The organism is Corynebacterium nasorum (genome assembly GCF_030229765.1).
In the GTDB taxonomy this organism is placed as follows: Bacteria; Actinomycetota; Actinomycetes; order Mycobacteriales; family Mycobacteriaceae; genus Corynebacterium; species Corynebacterium kefirresidentii.
The window spans coordinates 23,519-41,072 of record NZ_JASPGY010000004.1; the positions used below are offsets into that span (position 1 = coordinate 23,519).

At 59.4% G+C, this 17,554-nt stretch carries 16 protein-coding genes and 1 tRNA gene; 9 read left to right on the forward strand and 8 right to left on the reverse strand.

Annotation, left to right across the window (positions count from 1 at the left end):
• Positions 1-65: 65 nt before the first annotated feature.
• Positions 66-494: an OsmC family protein gene (locus QP904_RS05040; protein ID WP_034668387.1), complete on the reverse strand. Its 429-nt coding sequence runs from the start codon at positions 492-494 to the stop codon at positions 66-68.
• 76 nt (positions 495-570) lie between these two features.
• Here QP904_RS05040 and QP904_RS05045 point away from each other — a divergent pair, with 76 nt between their 5' ends.
• From QP904_RS05045 to QP904_RS05055, 3 genes are all read left to right on the forward strand, one after another.
• Positions 571-1,200 carry a DJ-1/PfpI family protein gene (locus tag QP904_RS05045; protein ID WP_034668385.1) on the forward strand — a complete coding sequence of 210 codons (630 nt, stop codon included), beginning with the start codon at positions 571-573 and terminating at the stop codon, positions 1,198-1,200.
• Positions 1,201-1,452: 252 nt separating this feature from the next.
• The gene (locus tag QP904_RS05050) at positions 1,453-1,899 is read left to right on the forward strand and encodes a DUF2871 domain-containing protein (RefSeq protein ID WP_005328347.1); all 447 of its coding nucleotides are present in this window, start codon (positions 1,453-1,455) and stop codon (positions 1,897-1,899) included.
• Between the two features lie 187 nt (positions 1,900-2,086).
• Positions 2,087-2,566: an MFS transporter gene (locus QP904_RS05055; protein ID WP_050776590.1), complete on the forward strand. Its 480-nt coding sequence runs from the start codon at positions 2,087-2,089 to the stop codon at positions 2,564-2,566.
• 46 nt (positions 2,567-2,612) lie between these two features.
• Here the strand turns inward: QP904_RS05055 and QP904_RS05060 are convergent, their stop codons facing one another.
• Together QP904_RS05060 and QP904_RS05065 are read right to left on the reverse strand one after the other, a co-directional pair.
• Positions 2,613-3,206, reverse strand: a complete 594-nt coding sequence (locus QP904_RS05060; protein ID WP_005328341.1) for a Type 1 glutamine amidotransferase-like domain-containing protein — start codon at positions 3,204-3,206, stop codon at positions 2,613-2,615.
• A gap of 225 nt (positions 3,207-3,431) precedes the next feature.
• Positions 3,432-4,001, reverse strand: coding sequence for a TetR/AcrR family transcriptional regulator (locus tag QP904_RS05065; RefSeq protein ID WP_284835660.1), 570 nt, complete (start codon positions 3,999-4,001; stop codon positions 3,432-3,434).
• Between the two features lie 86 nt (positions 4,002-4,087).
• Here QP904_RS05065 and QP904_RS05070 point away from each other — a divergent pair, with 86 nt between their 5' ends.
• From QP904_RS05070 to QP904_RS05080, 3 genes are all read left to right on the forward strand, one after another.
• The gene (locus tag QP904_RS05070; RefSeq protein ID WP_005328338.1) at positions 4,088-5,167 is read left to right on the forward strand and encodes a GNAT family N-acetyltransferase; all 1,080 of its coding nucleotides are present in this window, start codon (positions 4,088-4,090) and stop codon (positions 5,165-5,167) included.
• Positions 5,168-6,034: 867 nt separating this feature from the next.
• Positions 6,035-7,327: a hypothetical protein gene (locus QP904_RS05075; RefSeq protein ID WP_005328335.1), complete on the forward strand. Its 1,293-nt coding sequence runs from the start codon at positions 6,035-6,037 to the stop codon at positions 7,325-7,327.
• Positions 7,328-7,368: 41 nt separating this feature from the next.
• The gene (locus QP904_RS05080) at positions 7,369-8,325 is read left to right on the forward strand and encodes a hypothetical protein (RefSeq protein ID WP_284835661.1); all 957 of its coding nucleotides are present in this window, start codon (positions 7,369-7,371) and stop codon (positions 8,323-8,325) included.
• Positions 8,326-8,853: 528 nt separating this feature from the next.
• Here QP904_RS05080 and QP904_RS05085 read toward each other — a convergent pair.
• From QP904_RS05085 to QP904_RS05105, 5 genes are all read right to left on the reverse strand, one after another.
• Positions 8,854-8,929 (reverse strand) — tRNA-Arg (locus QP904_RS05085).
• Positions 8,930-8,999: 70 nt separating this feature from the next.
• Complete coding sequence (locus QP904_RS05090; protein WP_284811066.1) at positions 9,000-9,281, reverse strand: glutaredoxin domain-containing protein; 282 nt, start codon at positions 9,279-9,281, stop codon at positions 9,000-9,002.
• Complete coding sequence (locus QP904_RS05095) at positions 9,281-9,811, reverse strand: dihydrofolate reductase (RefSeq protein WP_284766833.1); 531 nt, start codon at positions 9,809-9,811, stop codon at positions 9,281-9,283. The genes QP904_RS05090 and QP904_RS05095 overlap by 1 nt, the downstream gene beginning before the upstream one ends.
• A complete protein-coding gene (locus QP904_RS05100) occupies positions 9,811-10,608 on the reverse strand; it encodes a thymidylate synthase (protein WP_284767722.1) in 798 nt (265 codons plus the stop codon). The genes QP904_RS05095 and QP904_RS05100 overlap by 1 nt, the downstream gene beginning before the upstream one ends.
• Before the next feature lie 10 nt (positions 10,609-10,618).
• Entirely contained in the window at positions 10,619-11,377 is a 759-nt protein-coding gene (locus QP904_RS05105) for a 3'(2'),5'-bisphosphate nucleotidase CysQ (protein ID WP_284767721.1), read from the reverse strand.
• A gap of 35 nt (positions 11,378-11,412) precedes the next feature.
• On the opposite strand from QP904_RS05105, the gene QP904_RS05110 reads away from it, so the two are divergent.
• Genes QP904_RS05110 through QP904_RS05120 form a run of 3 tightly spaced genes read left to right on the forward strand, consistent with a single transcriptional unit; the run spans position 11,413 to position 17,487 of the window.
• Positions 11,413-16,212 (forward strand): ATP-dependent helicase, encoded by a 4,800-nt coding sequence (locus tag QP904_RS05110; RefSeq protein ID WP_284835662.1) that lies wholly within the window; start codon positions 11,413-11,415, stop codon positions 16,210-16,212.
• An 18-nt stretch (positions 16,213-16,230) separates the two neighbouring features.
• Positions 16,231-17,049 (forward strand): DNA-formamidopyrimidine glycosylase family protein, encoded by an 819-nt coding sequence (locus tag QP904_RS05115; RefSeq protein ID WP_284767719.1) that lies wholly within the window; start codon positions 16,231-16,233, stop codon positions 17,047-17,049.
• A gap of 24 nt (positions 17,050-17,073) precedes the next feature.
• Entirely contained in the window at positions 17,074-17,487 is a 414-nt protein-coding gene (locus QP904_RS05120; RefSeq protein ID WP_049377693.1) for a YccF domain-containing protein, read from the forward strand.
• The last annotated feature ends 67 nt before the right edge of the window (positions 17,488-17,554 follow it).

Below are 17,554 nucleotides of genomic sequence, written 5' to 3' on the forward strand. Positions count from 1 at the left end.
ACCATAGCAGGAGGTCTAGAGCCCTAGCTGGAACGCAACCGCATGTCGCGTTTTACTTAGTGGCGCTATTTCGAGTCGTTGCTAAACGTCACTCGCGTAGGGTTCTCAACCGTGCGTGATACCGTGCAGTCCTTCTCATGGGAGATGCGAACCAGATTATCCACCAGCTTGCGTGCTTGGTTGCCCTCGGGTGTATCCGGGAATGATAGATCGAAGCCCACGCGAACCTCCGACAGGCGCGACGCTCCGTCCTCGTTGACGCGGTCGCCTTCCACATGCACATCAAAAGATTCTGGTTCCGCACGCCGTGACGTCACCACATCCACGTCCACCGCCGAACACCCCGCAACGGCTGCGAGCAAGAGTTCAACAGGGGAGAGGCGCCCCTCACCACTGCCAAACTCAATGCTGGCTCCGGCAGCATTGGTAGCGCGGTATATGGCGGTATCGAGGCGGGTGAGGTCTACGGCGTATTGCTTCATTACTTCAGACATGTGGCCAGTTTAAGGCGAGGAAGCAGGTCGTTCGAGTTCCTAATATTTATTGGAAATCCTGCGTATTGTGAGTTCCATGAAGATCATTGCTATTTACGCAACGGAAACTATGTCTGATTGGGAGTATGCCTACCTCACAACCCAGGTAGCTGAAGCTGAGGCCCAAGTACCGGATCGCTTCAAGGTCTTGTTTGTTGGCGAATCGCTAGAAGCCGTTCGCTCCAAGGGCGGAATCGAGGTGGTTCCAGCCCTGACCTTGCAGGACGTCCAGAATAGGACTGATATTGCGGCGTTCGTGGTGCCAGGAGCAGATACATACTTTGACGGGCACGAACAGCTGTTGGAGACGGTTAATGTCTTAAAAGAGAATGAAGTGCTCTTGGCAGCAATCTGTGGTGGAACTTTGGCCCTTGCTCGTGCTGGGGTGCTTGACCACTGCCAACACACTTCAAATGCGCGAGGCTTCCTTGCATCAATGAAGTACGCCAACATCGATGGATATAAAGAAGAAGATGCAGTTTTTGATCGCGGAGTGATCACAGCATCAGGCTTGGCTCCAGTGCCATTCACCGCGGCGGTATTGCGCGCGGCGGGCGTTTACCCAGATGATGTCGTGGACGCTTGGCTTCAATTGCATGAGCAAAGAACAGAAGCGGCCTTCGTTGAACATATGAATAAGGTTCAGGCGTGGGCCTGTTCAAACTAGCTGGAGTTACCGAAGACCACTTCAACGATTCGGGTTCTTGCTGAAACAAAACGGCCTGGCATTCAGCGCTTGTATTTCCCGGCGCAGGCTTTTGAATATTAAGCTACCGGACCTAATAGTCAACCAACTGGTTGATTGCAGTTTCAACCAGCCCTGCGATTCAAAGCCGCAACAGATGTAGAAAGATAAGTCCTTAGAATATTTTATTCATCGCTACTCCGGCCGTGGTAGCGGTTGGGAAGGAGAATGACCATGAGGGCTTTGTATTGGGCATCCATTTTCTACCTTGTCTTGGGATTGGGAGCCGGGGTCTTCTACCGCGAATTCACGCGTGCCAATGAGTTCCCCGCGGGTGAGTTCACTCAGTTGAGCGTGGCGCATACTCACTTGCTAGCGCTCGGTTTCATGATGAGCCTTATCTTCTTGGTATTGGAGAAGGTCTTTGGGCTGTCACGCAATCGTGGTCAGTTCAATGCGTTCTTTTGGCTGTATAACGTCGGCGTGGTCGTCACCGTTGGAGTCATGATCTGGCACGGATGCTTGACTGTCCTAGGGGAGGAGTCCACTGCAATGCTCTCCGGGATCGCTGGTCTTGGTCATATCCTCATTACGATTGGCCTGATTGCATTCATTGCAGCACTAGGCAATGCCATCAGCGAGGCTCAAGAGGCTAAGGCCCAACCCGTAGCAGGTGACTAAAGATGAGCGAGATGGCTACTGAATAGGCACAGTGCCTCCACGGCGAGACTGAACCTAACTCAGGCGCACTGGGGTACTAGTTTGTATGCGGTCCTCCTTGCAGCGCTGTTGTAGACCACAGGAAAGATTGCCGATAGCTGGGGTCGCAAGCGTTCATTTCTGCCGTGGCTGCGGTTGGATCATTGCCTTGCCATTGACGCTCTACAGCTTGGGCTTAGGGCTTGCGTCTGCGCAGGTGACCGGCACGGTGTTCAGCGAGATTCCAGTGAATAGTTCCGGTCAGGCTTCGGCCACCCAGAGTACGGTTCGCCAGGTCGATTCGGCGCTGGGTACCGCGGTTTCTGGGTCGGTCTTTCCCATAGCCCTTGGGCTAACGCTGCCGAAGACGTTGGAGAAGGCCGGCATCATGGGGCCGGGTGCCGCTGGCATAGCAGAAGCAACGCGCCAATCAGCTGGTTCCGCTATTGCAGAACTGCGCGTTCAAGGCGGGCATAGTCCCTTTAGCGAGCAGACCAGCGTTGTGGTTCAGGCGCTTAGCGACGGCATGATCGACGCCGCCCGCTACTCCCTTCTTGCTGCGTCCGCATTCCTTGCGTTGGGCTTTATAAGTGCGATGCGGGTTCTCCGGGCCGCGAACGAAAGCAGTTCCATGGAGCAATCGAACTGATTTATTGCCAGAAAGTTAGTGTAAGTCTGTTGTTTTCCTGGGCGGATTAGATGAGCATAGCTTTTCCACCTTCAACTAAGAGGGCTTGCCCATCCCTCAGCAGTAGGAGATTCCAATCTTGTCCGTACTGCGCAACAGTTTCACTGATGACGTTTATAGAATAAGGACCAGTTGTTCCTTGGGCGTGGGGAATAATGACATACGGAGTGAGATTTAGTCCTGTGTGGTCGGTGAGCTGCGGTGCCGTCCGCGGATCGTCCATGATTGATGCCGGTTCGATTGAAGGTCCTGCAACCATTGCGCCGGCAGAACTTCCAGCGTAAAACGTGCCGTTCTGGACCGCTTCAACTAGCAGGTGGTCGGTACCAGTGAGTCTCAGCGCATCAAGGAGACGGAATGCCTCGCCGCTCGCAACATAGATGCAGTCGGCTAAGTTGATTTCATTGCGTATGTCGCTCGGTTGCGCCTGCGCCACGGTTAAGGGGATTAGTTCCTCTGCCGCATTGCGAATGGTTGTCAACTCTGTTTGGGCGAACGGGGCTTGGCTCATTCCCGCGGCAGCATCATCGATGTACAGCACTCGACCCGAAATGTATTTGCTGATTTCTGGGTGTAGGTATGAGGCGAGGAGTAAGTGCATAGACGTAGTCTACGTGAGCGCCTTATATGCTTGGGGCAGCAAGATCGGAGTATTGAATAATCGGAAAAGTCTCGAGACGCCGATCGGAACGATGTCTCGAGACTTCACATGGGGGGCAGTCGAGTAATCCCTAGCCCGGCTACTCCACTACTGGCCCAGCTGAGCTTCCTCTCGCCATTTCTGAGTATTCCTCACACTGCCGCTGCCCGAAATGGGATGGTTCCGTCAAGACAAAAGTTTCTTGATGCCCTCGGAGAGGATCTCTTGTGGGCTAATGTGGTGCGCCGCGTGGAGGCGCGCATAAGTCGGCGCTTGTTCGGGGTTGATGGCAACACGCTTTTCGTCGGGCGCCATGGGCGCGGTCAGGGCGGCGCCGATCACTAGGTTTGATAACCGGTAGGCAGTTCCCAACGGATCCGGGACTCCCTCTCGTTCAAGCAGCACGCACATACGCTCAGAAAGGGCCAGGTAAGCAGGGCCTCTGGGGGCACGCATGCCGATGACCTGACCGGCCCACCGGTGGGTCGTGAGGTGCGTGAAGAAAGCTTGCATTAGGGCGGGCAGGTCGGCGTTGTTGATCGACTCGGACATCAAGGGATCGTCTGCAAGCACTACATCGAGAGCAAGGTCGAACAAGTCGTCTACCGACTCCACACGGGAGTACAGGCTAGCTGGGGCGACGCCCACCTGTTGCGCTACAGCCCTCATGGTGAGTGCCTTCAAACCACCTTCGTCCAACAGTCTGCCCGATGCTCTTGCAACTTCCGCAATATCCACGGCGCGATGGCGTTGCACAGGTTTCCGATGTTCCCAGTAGCTCACCCCACCAGCCTAACCAAACATGCTTGAACCACCTATCCAAACTATGTTAGTTTTGGCACATGCTGGATGCTACCAACCTTCCGATCGCTCTTGAGAACACTCGCCTACGCCTTCTCTCCGAACTGGACGCAGACGCGTATGCAACAGGCACAAAAGACGAAGCTGTGCGGCGCTTCGCTCATCTGCCTGAACCTGATTACACCCCCGAGTCCGTGCGACGGATGATCTGTGACGAGGTTGCGACGGGCCTCTCGTCCGGCACGTTGGCAGTCCTTGCACTTGCCGACGCCGAGACCGACCAGTTCGTGGGTTCCATGGTTCTCTTTGATGTCAGCTCCGAGGCTGCAGAGGTCGGATTCTGGATTCATCCCGGTGCGCGAGGGGGTGGGCATGCCCGTCGGGGCTTGGAACTGGCATCACGCTTTGCGCGCACCAGTGGACTTCGAACCCTGACGGCACGCACGCTTCCGGAAAACAAGGCCTCCCAGCACTGCTTGACGACGGCGGGATTCCGCGAGACCGGACGAGGCGTAGGGACCACGCCCGCAGGACAGCGCGAAGAGTTGTTCCATTACCAGCGCGATCTCGTGCCCGCATCCAAGTGGCCGTTGGTGACAGAACGACTTCGACTCCGTCTGCATGAGATGGGCGATGTCGCATGGCTTCACGAGCTGTACTCGCGACCTGACGTTGCTCGTTACCTGTTGGACGAACCATGGACTGTGGAAGTTACCCGTGACAAGCTTACGGAGCGGCAATCAAAAACTGACCTCGATGGTGAGACTGCTGCGCTCGCGTTGGTTATCGAACATGGAGGTATCGCGATCGGGGACGTCGCACTATGGCTCACAGATAAGGTGCACCGACAGGGCGAGATCGGGTGGGTGCTGAACCCAACGCACGGTGGACAAGGCTTCGCCAGTGAAGCCGTTCGCGCGGTACTTGCCCTCGGGTTTGATCATTACAATCTCCACCGCATTACCGCACAGATGGACGCCCGAAACAGTGCCTCCGCAGCACTTGCTAACCGCGTTGGGTTCCGGCTCGAAGCGCATCACGTCCAGGACTGGTTTAGCAAGGGTGAATGGACCGATACCCTCGTTTACGCGCGGCTTGCCTCCGAGAACATAAGCCAATGAATGGCGTCTGATTTGAAATGAGCAGCGGTTGGATGCCTTAGCGGGTAGCGAATTCTAGTCACATTTCCGGCCGCAGGTCTCTGATGGCAGTCCCTGCACAACGCAAAACGCCTCAACTATTTTTGCAAGTGGAAGCGTTTGGTGTGTTGAGGGGTGTTCGAACAATCAAACCAGATTCTTCGAACTCGGGGACTTCAGAAATCTCCTCCACCAGCACCAACCCCACACCCTTGCGACCGGTGTTCCACGGCCTCGCCCAGAATGTTCCACGCTACCGCGTTCACCAGGCAAACCACGCCCCGCCTCGGCACCCGCTCCGACCCCCGTTTCGCCAACCGCCGCGGAACCTCCAAGACGTCCCCTGCACCGTTCGAGGAGGTACGCAATAGCCACCTCAATCGAGTGTGCCACCTCCTCGCTTTAGTTTCGCTCGTTGTTACCAGAAAGGAACGCCTGCCACGTTCTCGGAATTTGTCGCGGACCCCGCGGAGCAAAGTAAAACCCCATTCACGCCGAACTCAGTCAGCATGAATGGGGGTCTTCTAGCCATCCGACTCCGTCAGGAGGCTTTCGGTAACTTCCTGACCATCTCCAACGCGCCCCAGTTCCATTTTAATTCCACGGTCCTGATGATTTAGTTCTAAAACCGCTACCCAAAGGGAGAAAGAATTGCAGCAGCCACCAGGAATTGGCTTACGCCAGCTGAGGTCCCCTCAAAAACCCGGAAGAACCCCCTCGGGGACTGAAGGTGGTTGGCTCGGGCCTCGCGAAAGGGTAGAATAGTACTTACGTTCGACATTGCTGCTGGATGGTTAAGGGTCGTACGTAAGCTCATTCCAAGGATTAAGTGACAACGAGGGGTTCGATTTGAGTGATACCGCTACCGATATGTTCGACGATCATCCCTTGTGGGCGGAGCTGGGGGACATCGATGAGTGGTTGTCAGAGCTAAGCAAGACCTTCGATCCCTCATACGCAGGGTTGCCTGGTCTGGCTAGCGGCATCATCGGGAGGATTGAGCTTGTCGTCGGTGTTACGAGGCTCTATCTGGGCATGGTGCCCAAGGAACTGGCCAGTCGCCCTCTCCTTGATGAGCTGAAGGCGGCCTTAAGCTCCATCTTGGTTCAGCTGCAGTCGATCAAGTGGGACGACGAAGCTGATTATGACGAAGAACTTGCTAAGGCGAACACGGCCGCAGACGATCTGCTCTCAACCCTTCACAGATTGGGATTCCGGCCGGTTCAATTCTTGGAACAGCAGCAGGAGGCTGACACGAATGAGCGTGAGCGGGTCGCTGGATTTCTCGACAGGAGTCAGGCGGCTGTCGAGCGGCTGGAGAGTGAAGGGGAGCGCCTCGCCGATGCGATTGCGGAGAACAAGCAGGCCGCAGAAAAAGATCTCAACGAACTGCGTCAGCAAATCGACGAGGTGGCTGACAGGTTCGAGGAGGAGATCAACGACGGCGTTGAGGCCGGGAAGAAGCGCATCGACGATCAGATCACGACACTTCAGAGCCAGTACAATTCTGAGATTGACAGGCAGAAGACGAGGGCGAACGACGAGCTCGACACGATGCTGGAGCACATCCGAACGCGAAAAGCAGAGCTCGATGATTTGATCGAGGACACCCAGGCTGTCTCGGGATACGTGGCTGAAGATGCCATGGCCCGGATGTTCAGGGAGCGGGCTGAAGAAGCTAAGAATCTGTGGCTTGGATTTACGACAGCAGCAGGAGTTGTCACGATCATTAGCGCGGTTTCGCTTTATTTTGCAGGCCGGACGGCCTTGGAAGACGCGGTATCCAGCGCAGATGTTGTTCGTGGCATTCTGCGGGCGATCATTGGTGTGGGAGCAGGTGTTCTAGCCACATACCTCTTCCGACAGGCTTCGATTCAACAACGGAGTTTCCAAGACAGCCGTAGCGCGGAGGCTCGCCTCGGCTCGCTGGATGCGTTTCTCGCTCGCTTCGAAGATGATGATGCGATGGAGATACGTCGCGGCGTTGGTCAGCGTGTGTACATTGACGGCCAGCTGGGGGAGGTCGCACGGGCCTGGCAGGCTTCCGTAACCACAAAGGAATCCACGGGGCAGCGGGGGACAGCAACCAAGAAAGATATTACCGACAATGAAGAGCAACCAGACGAAAACCTTGGAAGCTAGCTAACTGATGGCCGTGTGGGGGTGTCATCTATCCTGTTCATGTGACCACTTCTGGAAACCCTCGGACAAGTCAGCGGATTGATCCGCATGCTTATGAAGCGCTCAAGCAAGCTATAGCGTATACGACGTATTACAAGAATGCGCAGCGTTCGCTGTTGCTTCGCCACCTCGGGGGCGAAGCTTTCGAAACTGCTGGGCTCCACTTGATCGATTTTAGCAGCGGATTCAAGATACAGAATGCCGACAAGGTCGTCGAGGCTCTGCAAGCGAAAGAAGATCGTCTGCGAGATTCCATCATCGATCTGCTCTTATCTTTGTCGGAAATGGTTGAGTTTCCAGATATCGAAGGGTTAGAGGAGCCAAAAAGATCTGAGAATCTTAGAAGAGCGCAGCTGTCAGTCGAAGGCTTGACGAGGTTTACGCAACCATTTCAGCAAATGATGGAGAAAAGGGCCCGCATAGAAGAAGAACGGAGGCGGGAAGAGTCCCAGCGAGAAAGAAAACGCCTGTTCAGGCTGCAGTTAGGGGATATGAAACAGCGTCTGCTAGAAATGCATCAGGCGGATAATCCCCAGCAACGGGGGAGAGACTTTGAAGATCTCATTTATGACCTTTTCGATCTTCATGATCTTAATCCTGAGCGACCCTACAATCTGCCGGGTGAGCAAATAGATGGCTTTGTTCAAATAGATGGATTTGGATTTATTGTTGAAGTGAAATGGGAGCGGGAGAGAAGCGGCCGAGATATTGCAGATATTTTTCGGGCCAAGATAGAGCGCAGGAGCCGCGTCACGCAGGGACTTCTGATCACTCAGGCCGGCATCGCCTCGACAACGTTGGACACCTACTCTGTGCAGAGTCCGTTTATGGTTGTTACGGGTATGGAAATATACAGTGTCCTCGACGGGCGAACTGATTTGAGAAGAATGCTAGAAACGAAGAAGGATCATCTGTCTCAAACCGGTTCCTGCTTTTATGACTACTTGAAGCAACACTAACTCCCGCAAAAATCTCATGTCAAAAGTAGCTGTTCCTCAAAGGTTGGCCGCGAACAAATAGTATGTATCGCTAGTCTCACTAGCCCCATGGTTCCCACGTGGCGGGGATTCACAGCTCCGATTCGAGTTCCCAAGTGCGTCGATAGATGGGTCCGCCACCGGTCCGACTAGCTACGTCGCGTGCGTCTTGCAGAGACGAGCAAGGTTCCGACTAGGTAGGGCCCGACCCCCGATGCGTCCACATTCCGCGGGTCGGTCCCTCAACGGCAAGACAACTCTGCGATGGGGCGGTAAACTACGCAGCCACTACATCGGACGCAGATGGGGCGGAGAACCCATCACAATGGTCTGCGTCGACAACCACGTCGACATCAAAATAACCTTCACCGGGGCACAAATCGCCGCCTACACACTCACCGAAGAAAAGATCTATTACAACAAGAAAGACAACGAACTCAACCCCCAGCGGGGCAACCAAAAATTAAAAGTCTCGAGACACCGACCGGAACGATGTCTCGAGACTTCACATGGTGCCCCAGAGTGGATTCGAACCACCGACACCGGCTTTAGGAGAGCCGTGCTCTATCCCCTGAGCTACTGGGGCGGGGTTGCGTGTGCAACTTGGCTAATCATAGCAGTGGGGCAGGAGCGCCCCGAAATGGCTGGGGTGTGGGTTAGCTTTCGGCCAATTCCTTCTGCTTATTGCGCACGGAGGAAGCTGGTGGGTTGGTCTCGTGGGTGCCGTCGGAGTAGAGGACAGTGGGGATGATGCGGTTGCCGTCGTTGACGGATTCGATCCAGGCATTGATGTCGTCGGCGTTTTCACCCTCGACGTCGACAAGCTCGTATGGAGTTTCGGTGCGGTCCAAGTTCTTGATGAGCTTGGCGCAGAAGGGGCACCAGTCGGCGTAGAAAATGGTGACGTCGGAGTTGGTTTCGGGGGTTTGTACAGTCATTAGGCTGTATCCTTTCGGTCGTAGGTTAAAAAGCGGTACTTGATGGGGAGGTCGCTGGCCTCTTTGTCCGGCAGCGCGAGGTGGCCCTTGGCGGAGGTGAGCCAGTCGGTGCTGTGGGCCAGGCCGAACTCCTCGGGGATGGCGGGGGCGTAGATGGATTTATCGCCGTAGGTGCTACCGATATTAACGCCCATGAGGGTGACCTCAATGCGGTCCACTTGGTCCAAAGTAGCGGTGTAGATTTGGCCGCCGCCGAGAACCCAGGCGTCGGAAAGCGAGGGCATCGCGGTAAGCACCTGGGCGCCGGCGGACCACTGGCCGGGCGTGCGGGAGGAGAGCACGTAGTTCTCGCGGCCGGGAAGCGGGCGGAACTTGGGGTTGAGGGACTCCCAGGTTTTCCGTCCCATGATGACCGGCGCGCCCATGGTCACGTCCTTAAAGTGCTTGAGATCCTCCGGCACGTGCCAGGGCATCTGCTCGCCATCGCCAATGATGCCGTCCAGGGACTGTGCCCAGATTGCGCCCAACATTAGACGGACACCTGCGCCTTGATGGTGGGGTGGGGGTCGTAGCCCTCAATCTCAAAATCGGTGAAGTCATAGGAGAACATGTCTTCCGCCTTGTGGAGGTTGAGTTGCGGGTAGGGGCGCGGCTCGCGGGAAAGCTGTTCTTTGACCTGCTCCACATGGTCGTTATAGATATGGCAATCGCCGCCGGTCCAGATGAGCTCGCCCACCTTGAGGCCAGCCTGCTGGGCAAACATGTGGGTCAGCGCCGCGTAGGAGGCGATATTAAAGGGAACGCCCAAAAACATATCGGCCGAGCGCTGATAGACCTGCATAGACAAGGTGCCATCGGCCACGTAGAGCTGGAAGAGCAGGTGGCAGGGCATCAGAGCCATCCTGTCTAGCTCCGCGACGTTCCATGCAGAGACCAAGTTGCGGCGGGAATCCGGGTTATTCTTCAGAGTGTCGAGCGCCTGCTGGATCTGATCGATGTGCTGCCCGTCCGGGGTGGGCCAGGAGCGCCACTGCACGCCGTAGACTGGTCCTAGCTCGCCGTTCTCATCCGCCCATTCGTTCCAGATGCGGACCTTATTGTCCTGCAGGAACTTAATATTGGACTCGCCTTTGAGGAACCACAAAAGCTCGCCCAACACCGCATGGAAGTAGACCTTCTTGGTGGTCAGCAGCGGGAAGGACTCGGCCAAGTTATAGCGCAGCTGCGCACCAAAAATAGAACGCGTGCCGGTGCCGGTGCGATCGCCTTTGGGGGTGCCGGTCTCTAGGACCTTCTTCAGCAGATCCTCATACGGGGTCTCAATCATGCGCACTAGTTTAGAATACGCCGTGCTCCGCGGCAAAGGCCTGGGCGTGCTCCAAGATTTCATCCTTCAGCTCGGGGCGGCAGATGAGGATGTCCGGGATGAAGGTGTCCTCATTATTGAAGCGGATTTCGGAGCCGTCGAGGCGGCAGCAGTGCAGGCCGGCCGCCTGGGCGACGCCCACCGGAGCGGCCTGATCCCACTCGTACTGGCCACCGGCGTGGATATAGCCGTCATAATCGCCGAGCAGCACGTGCATGGCCTTGGCGCCCGCAGAGCCGACGCCCACGATTTCATAGCCCATTTTCTCCGCAATGTAGTCGGCTACCTTGGGCGGGCGATTGCGGGAGACAACGAACTTCTTGGACAGCGGGCCGGTGACCGCCCGGACGTCCGAGGACTTAAAAGTAACGCCGAGATCCGGCAGGCCTACCGCCGCGTGGATGGGGATACCGTTTTCTACTAGGGCGATGTGCACGGCCCAGTCCTGGCGGCCGGTGGCGAATTCCTTGGTGCCGTCGAGCGGGTCCACGATCCATACGCGGTCCTTCTTCAAACGGGCTAGGTCATCGGAGGCTTCCTCAGAGAGCATGCCGTCCTGGGGACGGTGCTGCTCGAGGACGCGGGAGATCCATTCTTGGGCGGCTTCATCGCCGGCGTCGCCAAGCGAAAGGCCCCGTAGCAGGCCCCCGTTGCGCACGCCTTTCAGGATCTCACCGCAGCCCTGGGCGAGGGAATTGGTCAGGCGGGAATCAGAAATCTCGACGGTCATGGTGCCCACATTACAACGCGGACTAGAGTGTGGGCATGCCAGAAAACATCCTCGACCGCTTCCGGCCCCAAGTAGCGCAGTGGTTTAAGGATGTATTTGCTGCTCCTACCGCCGTGCAGGCGCAGGCCTGGGAGAAGATTTCCCGTGGCGAGCACGCCCTTGTGGTGGCTCCTACCGGTTCTGGTAAGACGCTCGCCGCGTTCTTGTGGGCGCTGAATAATTTGGTCGAGCGCGAGGGGCAGCTGGCGCTGCCGGTGGGGTCAGGGACAACTGGATCCGCCGCCGGGGTGAAGGTGCTGTATATCTCGCCGCTCAAGGCGCTGGGCGTGGACGTGGAAAATAACCTGCGCGCCCCGCTGACCGGCATCGCGCGCACTGCGGAGAACCTAGGGCTGGAGGTGCCGGATATATCGGTAGGCGTGCGCTCGGGCGATACGCCTTCCGCGGAGCGTGCGCAGCAGGTGCGCACGCCGCCGGATATCTTGATTACCACCCCGGAGTCGGCCTATTTGATGCTGACCTCCAAGGCGGCGGGGATTTTAAAGACGGTGGATACCGTCATCATCGATGAGATCCATGCCCTAGCCGGTACCAAGCGCGGCGTGCATCTGGCTCTGACTTTGGAGCGCCTGCAGCAGGTGGCAGGAGACTTCCAGCGCATTGGACTTTCCGCCACCGTGCGGCCGCTGTCTGCGGTATCAAACTTCTTGGGCGGCAACCGGCCGGTGGAAATTGTGGCGCCGGCCGCGGAGAAGAAGTGGCAGCTGGACGTGCATGTGCCGGTGGAGGATATGTCCGATCTCCCCACGCCGGAGCAAGGCTCCACCATTGGGGAGATGACGGTGGATGATGCGATTGGCATCAGCTCTCCTTCCGTGGATGAATCCGCGCTGCCCACGGCCAAGTCCATCTGGCCGTTTATTGAGGATGACCTCTATGCGGAAATCATGGCGCATCGCTCCACGTTGGTATTTGTAAACTCTCGGCGCACCGCCGAGCGACTGACCAGCCGGCTCAATGAGCTCTATGCACAAGAGCACGATCCGGATTCGCTCTCGCCTGAGACTCGGCGCGACCCAGCCCAACTGATGAAACAGGTCGACGTCGCCGGCAAGGCCCCGGCGGTCATCGCCCGCGCCCACCACGGCTCGGTATCCAAGGACGAGCGGGCGATGACAGAGACGATGCTGAAGGAGGGCACGCTCAATGCCGTGGTGGCCACAAGCTCGCTGGAGCTGGGCATCGATATGGGTGCCGTGGAGCTAGTCGTGCAGGTGGAATCGCCGCCCTCCGTGGCCTCCGGGCTGCAGCGCGTGGGCCGCGCCGGGCACTTTGTGGGCGCGGTTTCGCACGGCTCCTTTTATCCCAAGCACCGCGCGGATCTGGTGCAGTCCACGCTGACGGTATCGCGCATGCGCGCCGGGCTCATTGAGGAAATGCATACCCCGCGCAACCCGCTGGACGTACTGGCGCAGCAGACAGTGGCGGCCGTGGCCGCGGCCGGCGAGGACGGGCTCGATGCCGATGAGTGGTACGAGATGGTCCGCCGGGCCTGGCCCTACCGCGATCTAGCGCGGGAAGTCTATGACTCCGTGCTGGACTTGGTAAGCGGTGTGTATCCGTCCACGGACTTTGCGGAACTTAAACCCCGCGTGGTCTATGACCGTGTGACGGGAGTAATGACCGCGCGGCCTGGCGCCCAGCGCGTGGCCGTGACCAGTGGCGGCACGATTCCGGATAGGGGCATGTTTGGCGTATTCCTCTATACCGGTTCGGGCGAGGGCTCCGGTGGTGCTCCGCGCCGGGTGGGCGAGCTGGATGAGGAGATGGTCTACGAGTCCCGGGTGGGCGATGTGTTTACCTTGGGCGCTACCAGTTGGCGCATCGAGGACATCACTCGCGACCAGGTGTTGGTCACGCCCGCACCGGGGCATACCGGGCGCCTGCCGTTTTGGAATGGCGATGGCGCGGGCCGCCCCTATGAGCTGGGCAAGGCGTTGGGCGAGTACCGCCGCGAGGTATTTTCGTCGCCGGATATCATTGCAGATGCCGATGATAATGCGCGCTCCAATATCGTGGCCTATTTGCAGGAGCAGAATGAAGCCACCGGTGTCATCCCGGATGAAAAGACTTTGGTGCTTGAGCGCTTCCGCGATGAGCTAGGCGATTGGCGTGTGGTGCTGCATACCCCGTTTGGCCGGCCGGTCAACTCCGCGTGGGCACTTGCGGTGGGGGCCAGGGTAGGCGAGCGCACCGGCATGGATCCGCAGGCCGTGGCCGGTGATGACGGCATCGTGCTGCGCCTGCCGGAAGCAGAATCCGAGCCCGATGGAGCCATTTTTGCCTTCGACGCGGATGAGATTGCCGATATCGTGGCCGAGCAAGTGGGCAATTCTGCGCTCTTTGCCTCCCGCTTCCGCGAGTGCGCGGCCCGCGCGCTGCTTTTGCCCAGGCGCAATCCCGGCAAGCGCGCGCCGCTGTGGCAGCAGCGCCAGCGTGCCGAGCAGCTTTTGGACGTCGCCCGCAAGTACCCGTCCTTTCCCATCATCTTGGAGACGGTGCGCGAGTGTGTGCAGGACGTCTACGATGTCCCAGCTCTTACGGAAGTCATGCGGGAGCTGGGGCACCGCCGCATCCGCATCGCGGAGGTCACCACCGAGCAGCCTTCGCCCTTTGCCTCCTCGCTGCTGTTTAACTACACCGGCGCATTCATGTACGAGGGCGATTCCCCGTTGGCGGAAAAGCGCGCGGCCGCCTTGGCCCTCGATCCAGCGCTTCTAGCCAAGCTCCTCGGTACGGTGGAGCTGCGCGAGTTGCTCGATCCAGAGATCATCGCCGAGGTCCATGCCCAGTTGCAGCGCACCGATCCCTCGCGTCGGGCCCGCACCACCGAGGAGGTTGCGGACCTGCTCCGCGTGCTCGGGCCGATTCCCGTCGACGAGCTGGGCGAGCACACCGACGTGCCGTTATCTGCCCTGGACCAGCTGGGCACCCGGATTATGCGCGTGCGCATTGGCGGGCGCGAGCACCTAGCGCAAGCGCAGGATGCGCCCCTGCTTCGCGACGCCCTGGGTATCCCCATTCCTCCCGGCATCCCTGCCCAAGTGGCCACCATTTCTGATGCCTTGCCGCAGCTGGTCTCGCGGTGGGCGCGCACCCGTGGTCCGTTTGTGCTGCGAGATCTCACCGAGGCCTTCGGCATTTCCGTCTCCGCCGCGCACACCGTTCTCGGCGCGCTTGATGGGGTAGTAGAAGGCCGCTACCGCCAGGGGGTGGAGGAGCAGGAGTACTGCGCCGCCGCGGTGTTGAAGACCATTCGCTCGCGCTCGCTCGCCGTCGCTAGGGCTGCTACCGAGCCGGTCTCGGGCGCTACCTTCGCCCGTTTCTTGCCGGAGTGGCATAGCATCGCACCGGCCGGAAAGCGCCCGGCCCTGCGCGGTGCCGATGGCGTCTTTTCCGTCATCGAGCAGCTCGCCGGGGTGCGCCTGCCTGCCTCTGCGTGGGAATCGCTCATCCTGCCCGCCCGGGTGGGCGATTATTCACCCACCATGCTCGATGAGCTCACTTCCAATGGCGAGGTGCTCATTGTGGGTGCTGGCAAGGCCGGCGCGGCCGACCCCTGGATCATGCTGTTGCCCTCAGACTATGCTGCTCAACTCGCTCCGGAAACGGATGCTGAGGGCGTCAGCATGGTGCAGCGCTCCATCCTCGATGTCCTCGGCCGCGGCGGTGGCTTCCTCTTTGCCGATATTGCCGCCGAGGCCCCCGGGACCACCGAGGAGACCCGCGAGGCCCTCTGGGGGTTAGTAGAGATGGGCCTGGTGAGTCCCGATTCTTTCGCGCCTATTCGCACCCGACTGTCTTCCGGCGGTTCCCGCTCGGGCCGCACCGCGCATCGCTCGAAGCGGCGGCCCACTCGCTCCCGCCTGCGCATGGGTCGTACCTCCTTCGCCCAGGCGCAGAATGCCGCGGGCGCGGGGACCCCGCCCGATGTCATGGGCCGGTGGTCGCTCGCGGTACCAGCCTCTACCGATGCCACCTCCCGGTCCGTCGCCCACGGCGAGGCCTGGCTCGACCGCTACGGCGTGCTCACCCGCGGCTCCGTCGTGGCCGAGGATGTGCTCGGCGGTTTCGCGCTGGCCTATAAGGTGCTCTCCGGTTTTGAGGAATCCGGCAAGGCCATGCGCGGCTACGTCATCGATGGGCTCGGCGCTGCGCAATTCTCGACCCCCGCCATCATCGACCGCCTGCGCGGCTTGGCCGATTCCCCGGATGTTACCGGTTGGCCGTCTGGTACCACCGAGCCCGAGACCTTTGTCCTCGCCGCCTGCGACCCGGCCAATCCCTACGGTGCGGCCCTGCCGTGGCCGCAGCGCGACGACGCCGACGGCAAAGCCACCGGCGGGCCCACCCGTTCGGCCGGTGCGCTGGTAGTGCTTATCGACGGCCTACCCATCGCCCACCTCACCCGCGGCGGCAAAACCCTCACCACCTTTATCGAATCGCTGCCCGATGGCATCGACCCCGCCGAGGTATATCCCCGCTTGGTTTCCGCGCTCACGGACATGGTGGCGAGGGGAGCGCTGTCCCCGTTGGTCGTCGAAAAGTGCAATGGCAGCCCCATCCATAAAACCGATGCGGCGGCCCACCTGCGCGACGCCGGCGCCGGGATTACGCCTAAGGGCGTGCGCATCTCCGCCCGCGCCGCCGCTCCGCGCACCCCGCGCGCAGGACGCCGGGCCTCCGAGGCCATCGAAGAGCTCAGCTTTGATGATCCGCCGCCCGCTCCGCGCAATAATGGAAGCTTCCGCCCGCGCGGCGGGTACCGCCGCTAAAGCCACCTAGGAGGTGTTATGCCCGAAGGCGATTCCGTCCTGCAGCTATCCAACCGACTGCAGTTCATGGCCGGCCGCGAGGTGACCGGTTGCTCTGTGCGCGTGCCACGCTATGCCACCGTTCACCTCGACGGCATGGTGTGCGAGCGCGTCTGGCCCTATGGCAAGCACCTCTTCATGCAATTCGACCAGACCATCGTGCACACCCACCTCAAGATGGACGGCACTTGGGCCATCCACTACGCAGGCGATCGCTGGCGCAAGCCTGGGCATACCGCCCGCATCGTGCTGCAGCTGGCCAACTCCCCGCGCGATATCGAGGTCGTTGGCCACCAGTTGGGCTTTGTGGACATCTATCCCGCTGACCACTACCACCAGCGCATCGCTCACCTCGGCCCGGATATTCTCGACCCCGACTGGGACCGCGAGGAGGCCCTGCGCCGGCTTAACTCCCAGCCGCAGCGAGCCATCGGAGCGGCGCTGCTAGACCAAAAAGTCGTAGCGGGGATCGGCAATGAATACCGCGCCGAGGCGTGTTTCTTGGCCGGCGTGCACCCGGCCACACCGGTGGCCGAGGTAGATACCGACCGCATCCTCGATATCTCTCGGCGCATCATGTGGGGCAACCGCGCCTCCCCGGTGCGCGTAACCACGGGGGTGCGCCGCGCCGGGGAGACCACCTATGTCTTCGGCCGCAATCGCAAGCGCTGTCGTCGCTGCGGCACGTTCATCACCAAGGGCGCGCTCGGCGGGGTGGACCGCGGAGGTGATGAAGGTGAACTCGAGCGCATCATCTGGTGGTGCCCGCATTGCCAGCCTTTTCACCCCGCGCAGTAAGACGACCGCGCTAGTGTGGGGGACATGCGTACCTTTCTTAACATCATTTGGTTCATCACCGGCGGGTTCCTCCTAGCCTTGGCCTACTTCATCTTTGGCATCATCGCCTGCATCTTCATCGTCACCATCCCCGCGGGCGTCGCATCGTTCCGCATGGCTAATTTCGCCCTGTGGCCATTTGGCCGCTCGGTGGTGCAGCCGGTAAAGGGCAGCGGCTCCATGTCCACCTTTTCCAACGTCGTCTGGTTCGTGGTCGCCGGCCTGTGGCTGGCCATTGGCCACGTCACCACCGCGGCGGCACAGGTAGTGACCATCGTGGGCATCCCAGCCGCGCTGGCCAACCTGAAGATGATCCCGGTGACCTGCTTCCCGTTCGGCCGCAAGATTGTGGACTCTGATCACATCCCATTCGGCTGGGAGCCGATGGTCAAGCTCTAAACCGCATTCCGCTGACAAAACAAGCACGTTCTGCCTAATGTTCCTTTGATTTGGGGCAGAACGTGCT

Excerpts from the sequence above, each read along its gene's own strand:
- QP904_RS05070 (WP_005328338.1), top strand. The coding sequence starts at position 4,088 with ATGCTGGATGCTACCAACCTTCCGATCGCTCTTGAGAACACTCGCCTA.
- QP904_RS05120 (WP_049377693.1), top strand. The coding sequence starts at position 17,074 with ATGCGTACCTTTCTTAACATCATTTGGTTCATCACCGGCGGGTTCCTC.
- QP904_RS05095 (WP_284766833.1), bottom strand. The coding sequence starts at position 9,811 with ATGTTGGGCGCAATCTGGGCACAGTCCCTGGACGGCATCATTGGCGAT.
- QP904_RS05115 (WP_284767719.1), top strand. The coding sequence starts at position 16,231 with ATGCCCGAAGGCGATTCCGTCCTGCAGCTATCCAACCGACTGCAGTTC.
- QP904_RS05060 (WP_005328341.1), bottom strand. The coding sequence starts at position 3,206 with ATGCACTTACTCCTCGCCTCATACCTACACCCAGAAATCAGCAAATAC.
- QP904_RS05045 (WP_034668385.1), top strand. The coding sequence starts at position 571 with ATGAAGATCATTGCTATTTACGCAACGGAAACTATGTCTGATTGGGAG.
- QP904_RS05090 (WP_284811066.1), bottom strand. The coding sequence starts at position 9,281 with ATGACTGTACAAACCCCCGAAACCAACTCCGACGTCACCATTTTCTAC.
- QP904_RS05050 (WP_005328347.1), top strand. The coding sequence starts at position 1,453 with ATGAGGGCTTTGTATTGGGCATCCATTTTCTACCTTGTCTTGGGATTG.
- QP904_RS05040 (WP_034668387.1), bottom strand. The coding sequence starts at position 494 with ATGTCTGAAGTAATGAAGCAATACGCCGTAGACCTCACCCGCCTCGAT.
- QP904_RS05100 (WP_284767722.1), bottom strand. The coding sequence starts at position 10,608 with ATGATTGAGACCCCGTATGAGGATCTGCTGAAGAAGGTCCTAGAGACC.
- QP904_RS05105 (WP_284767721.1), bottom strand. The coding sequence starts at position 11,377 with ATGACCGTCGAGATTTCTGATTCCCGCCTGACCAATTCCCTCGCCCAG.
- QP904_RS05110 (WP_284835662.1), top strand. The coding sequence starts at position 11,413 with ATGCCAGAAAACATCCTCGACCGCTTCCGGCCCCAAGTAGCGCAGTGG.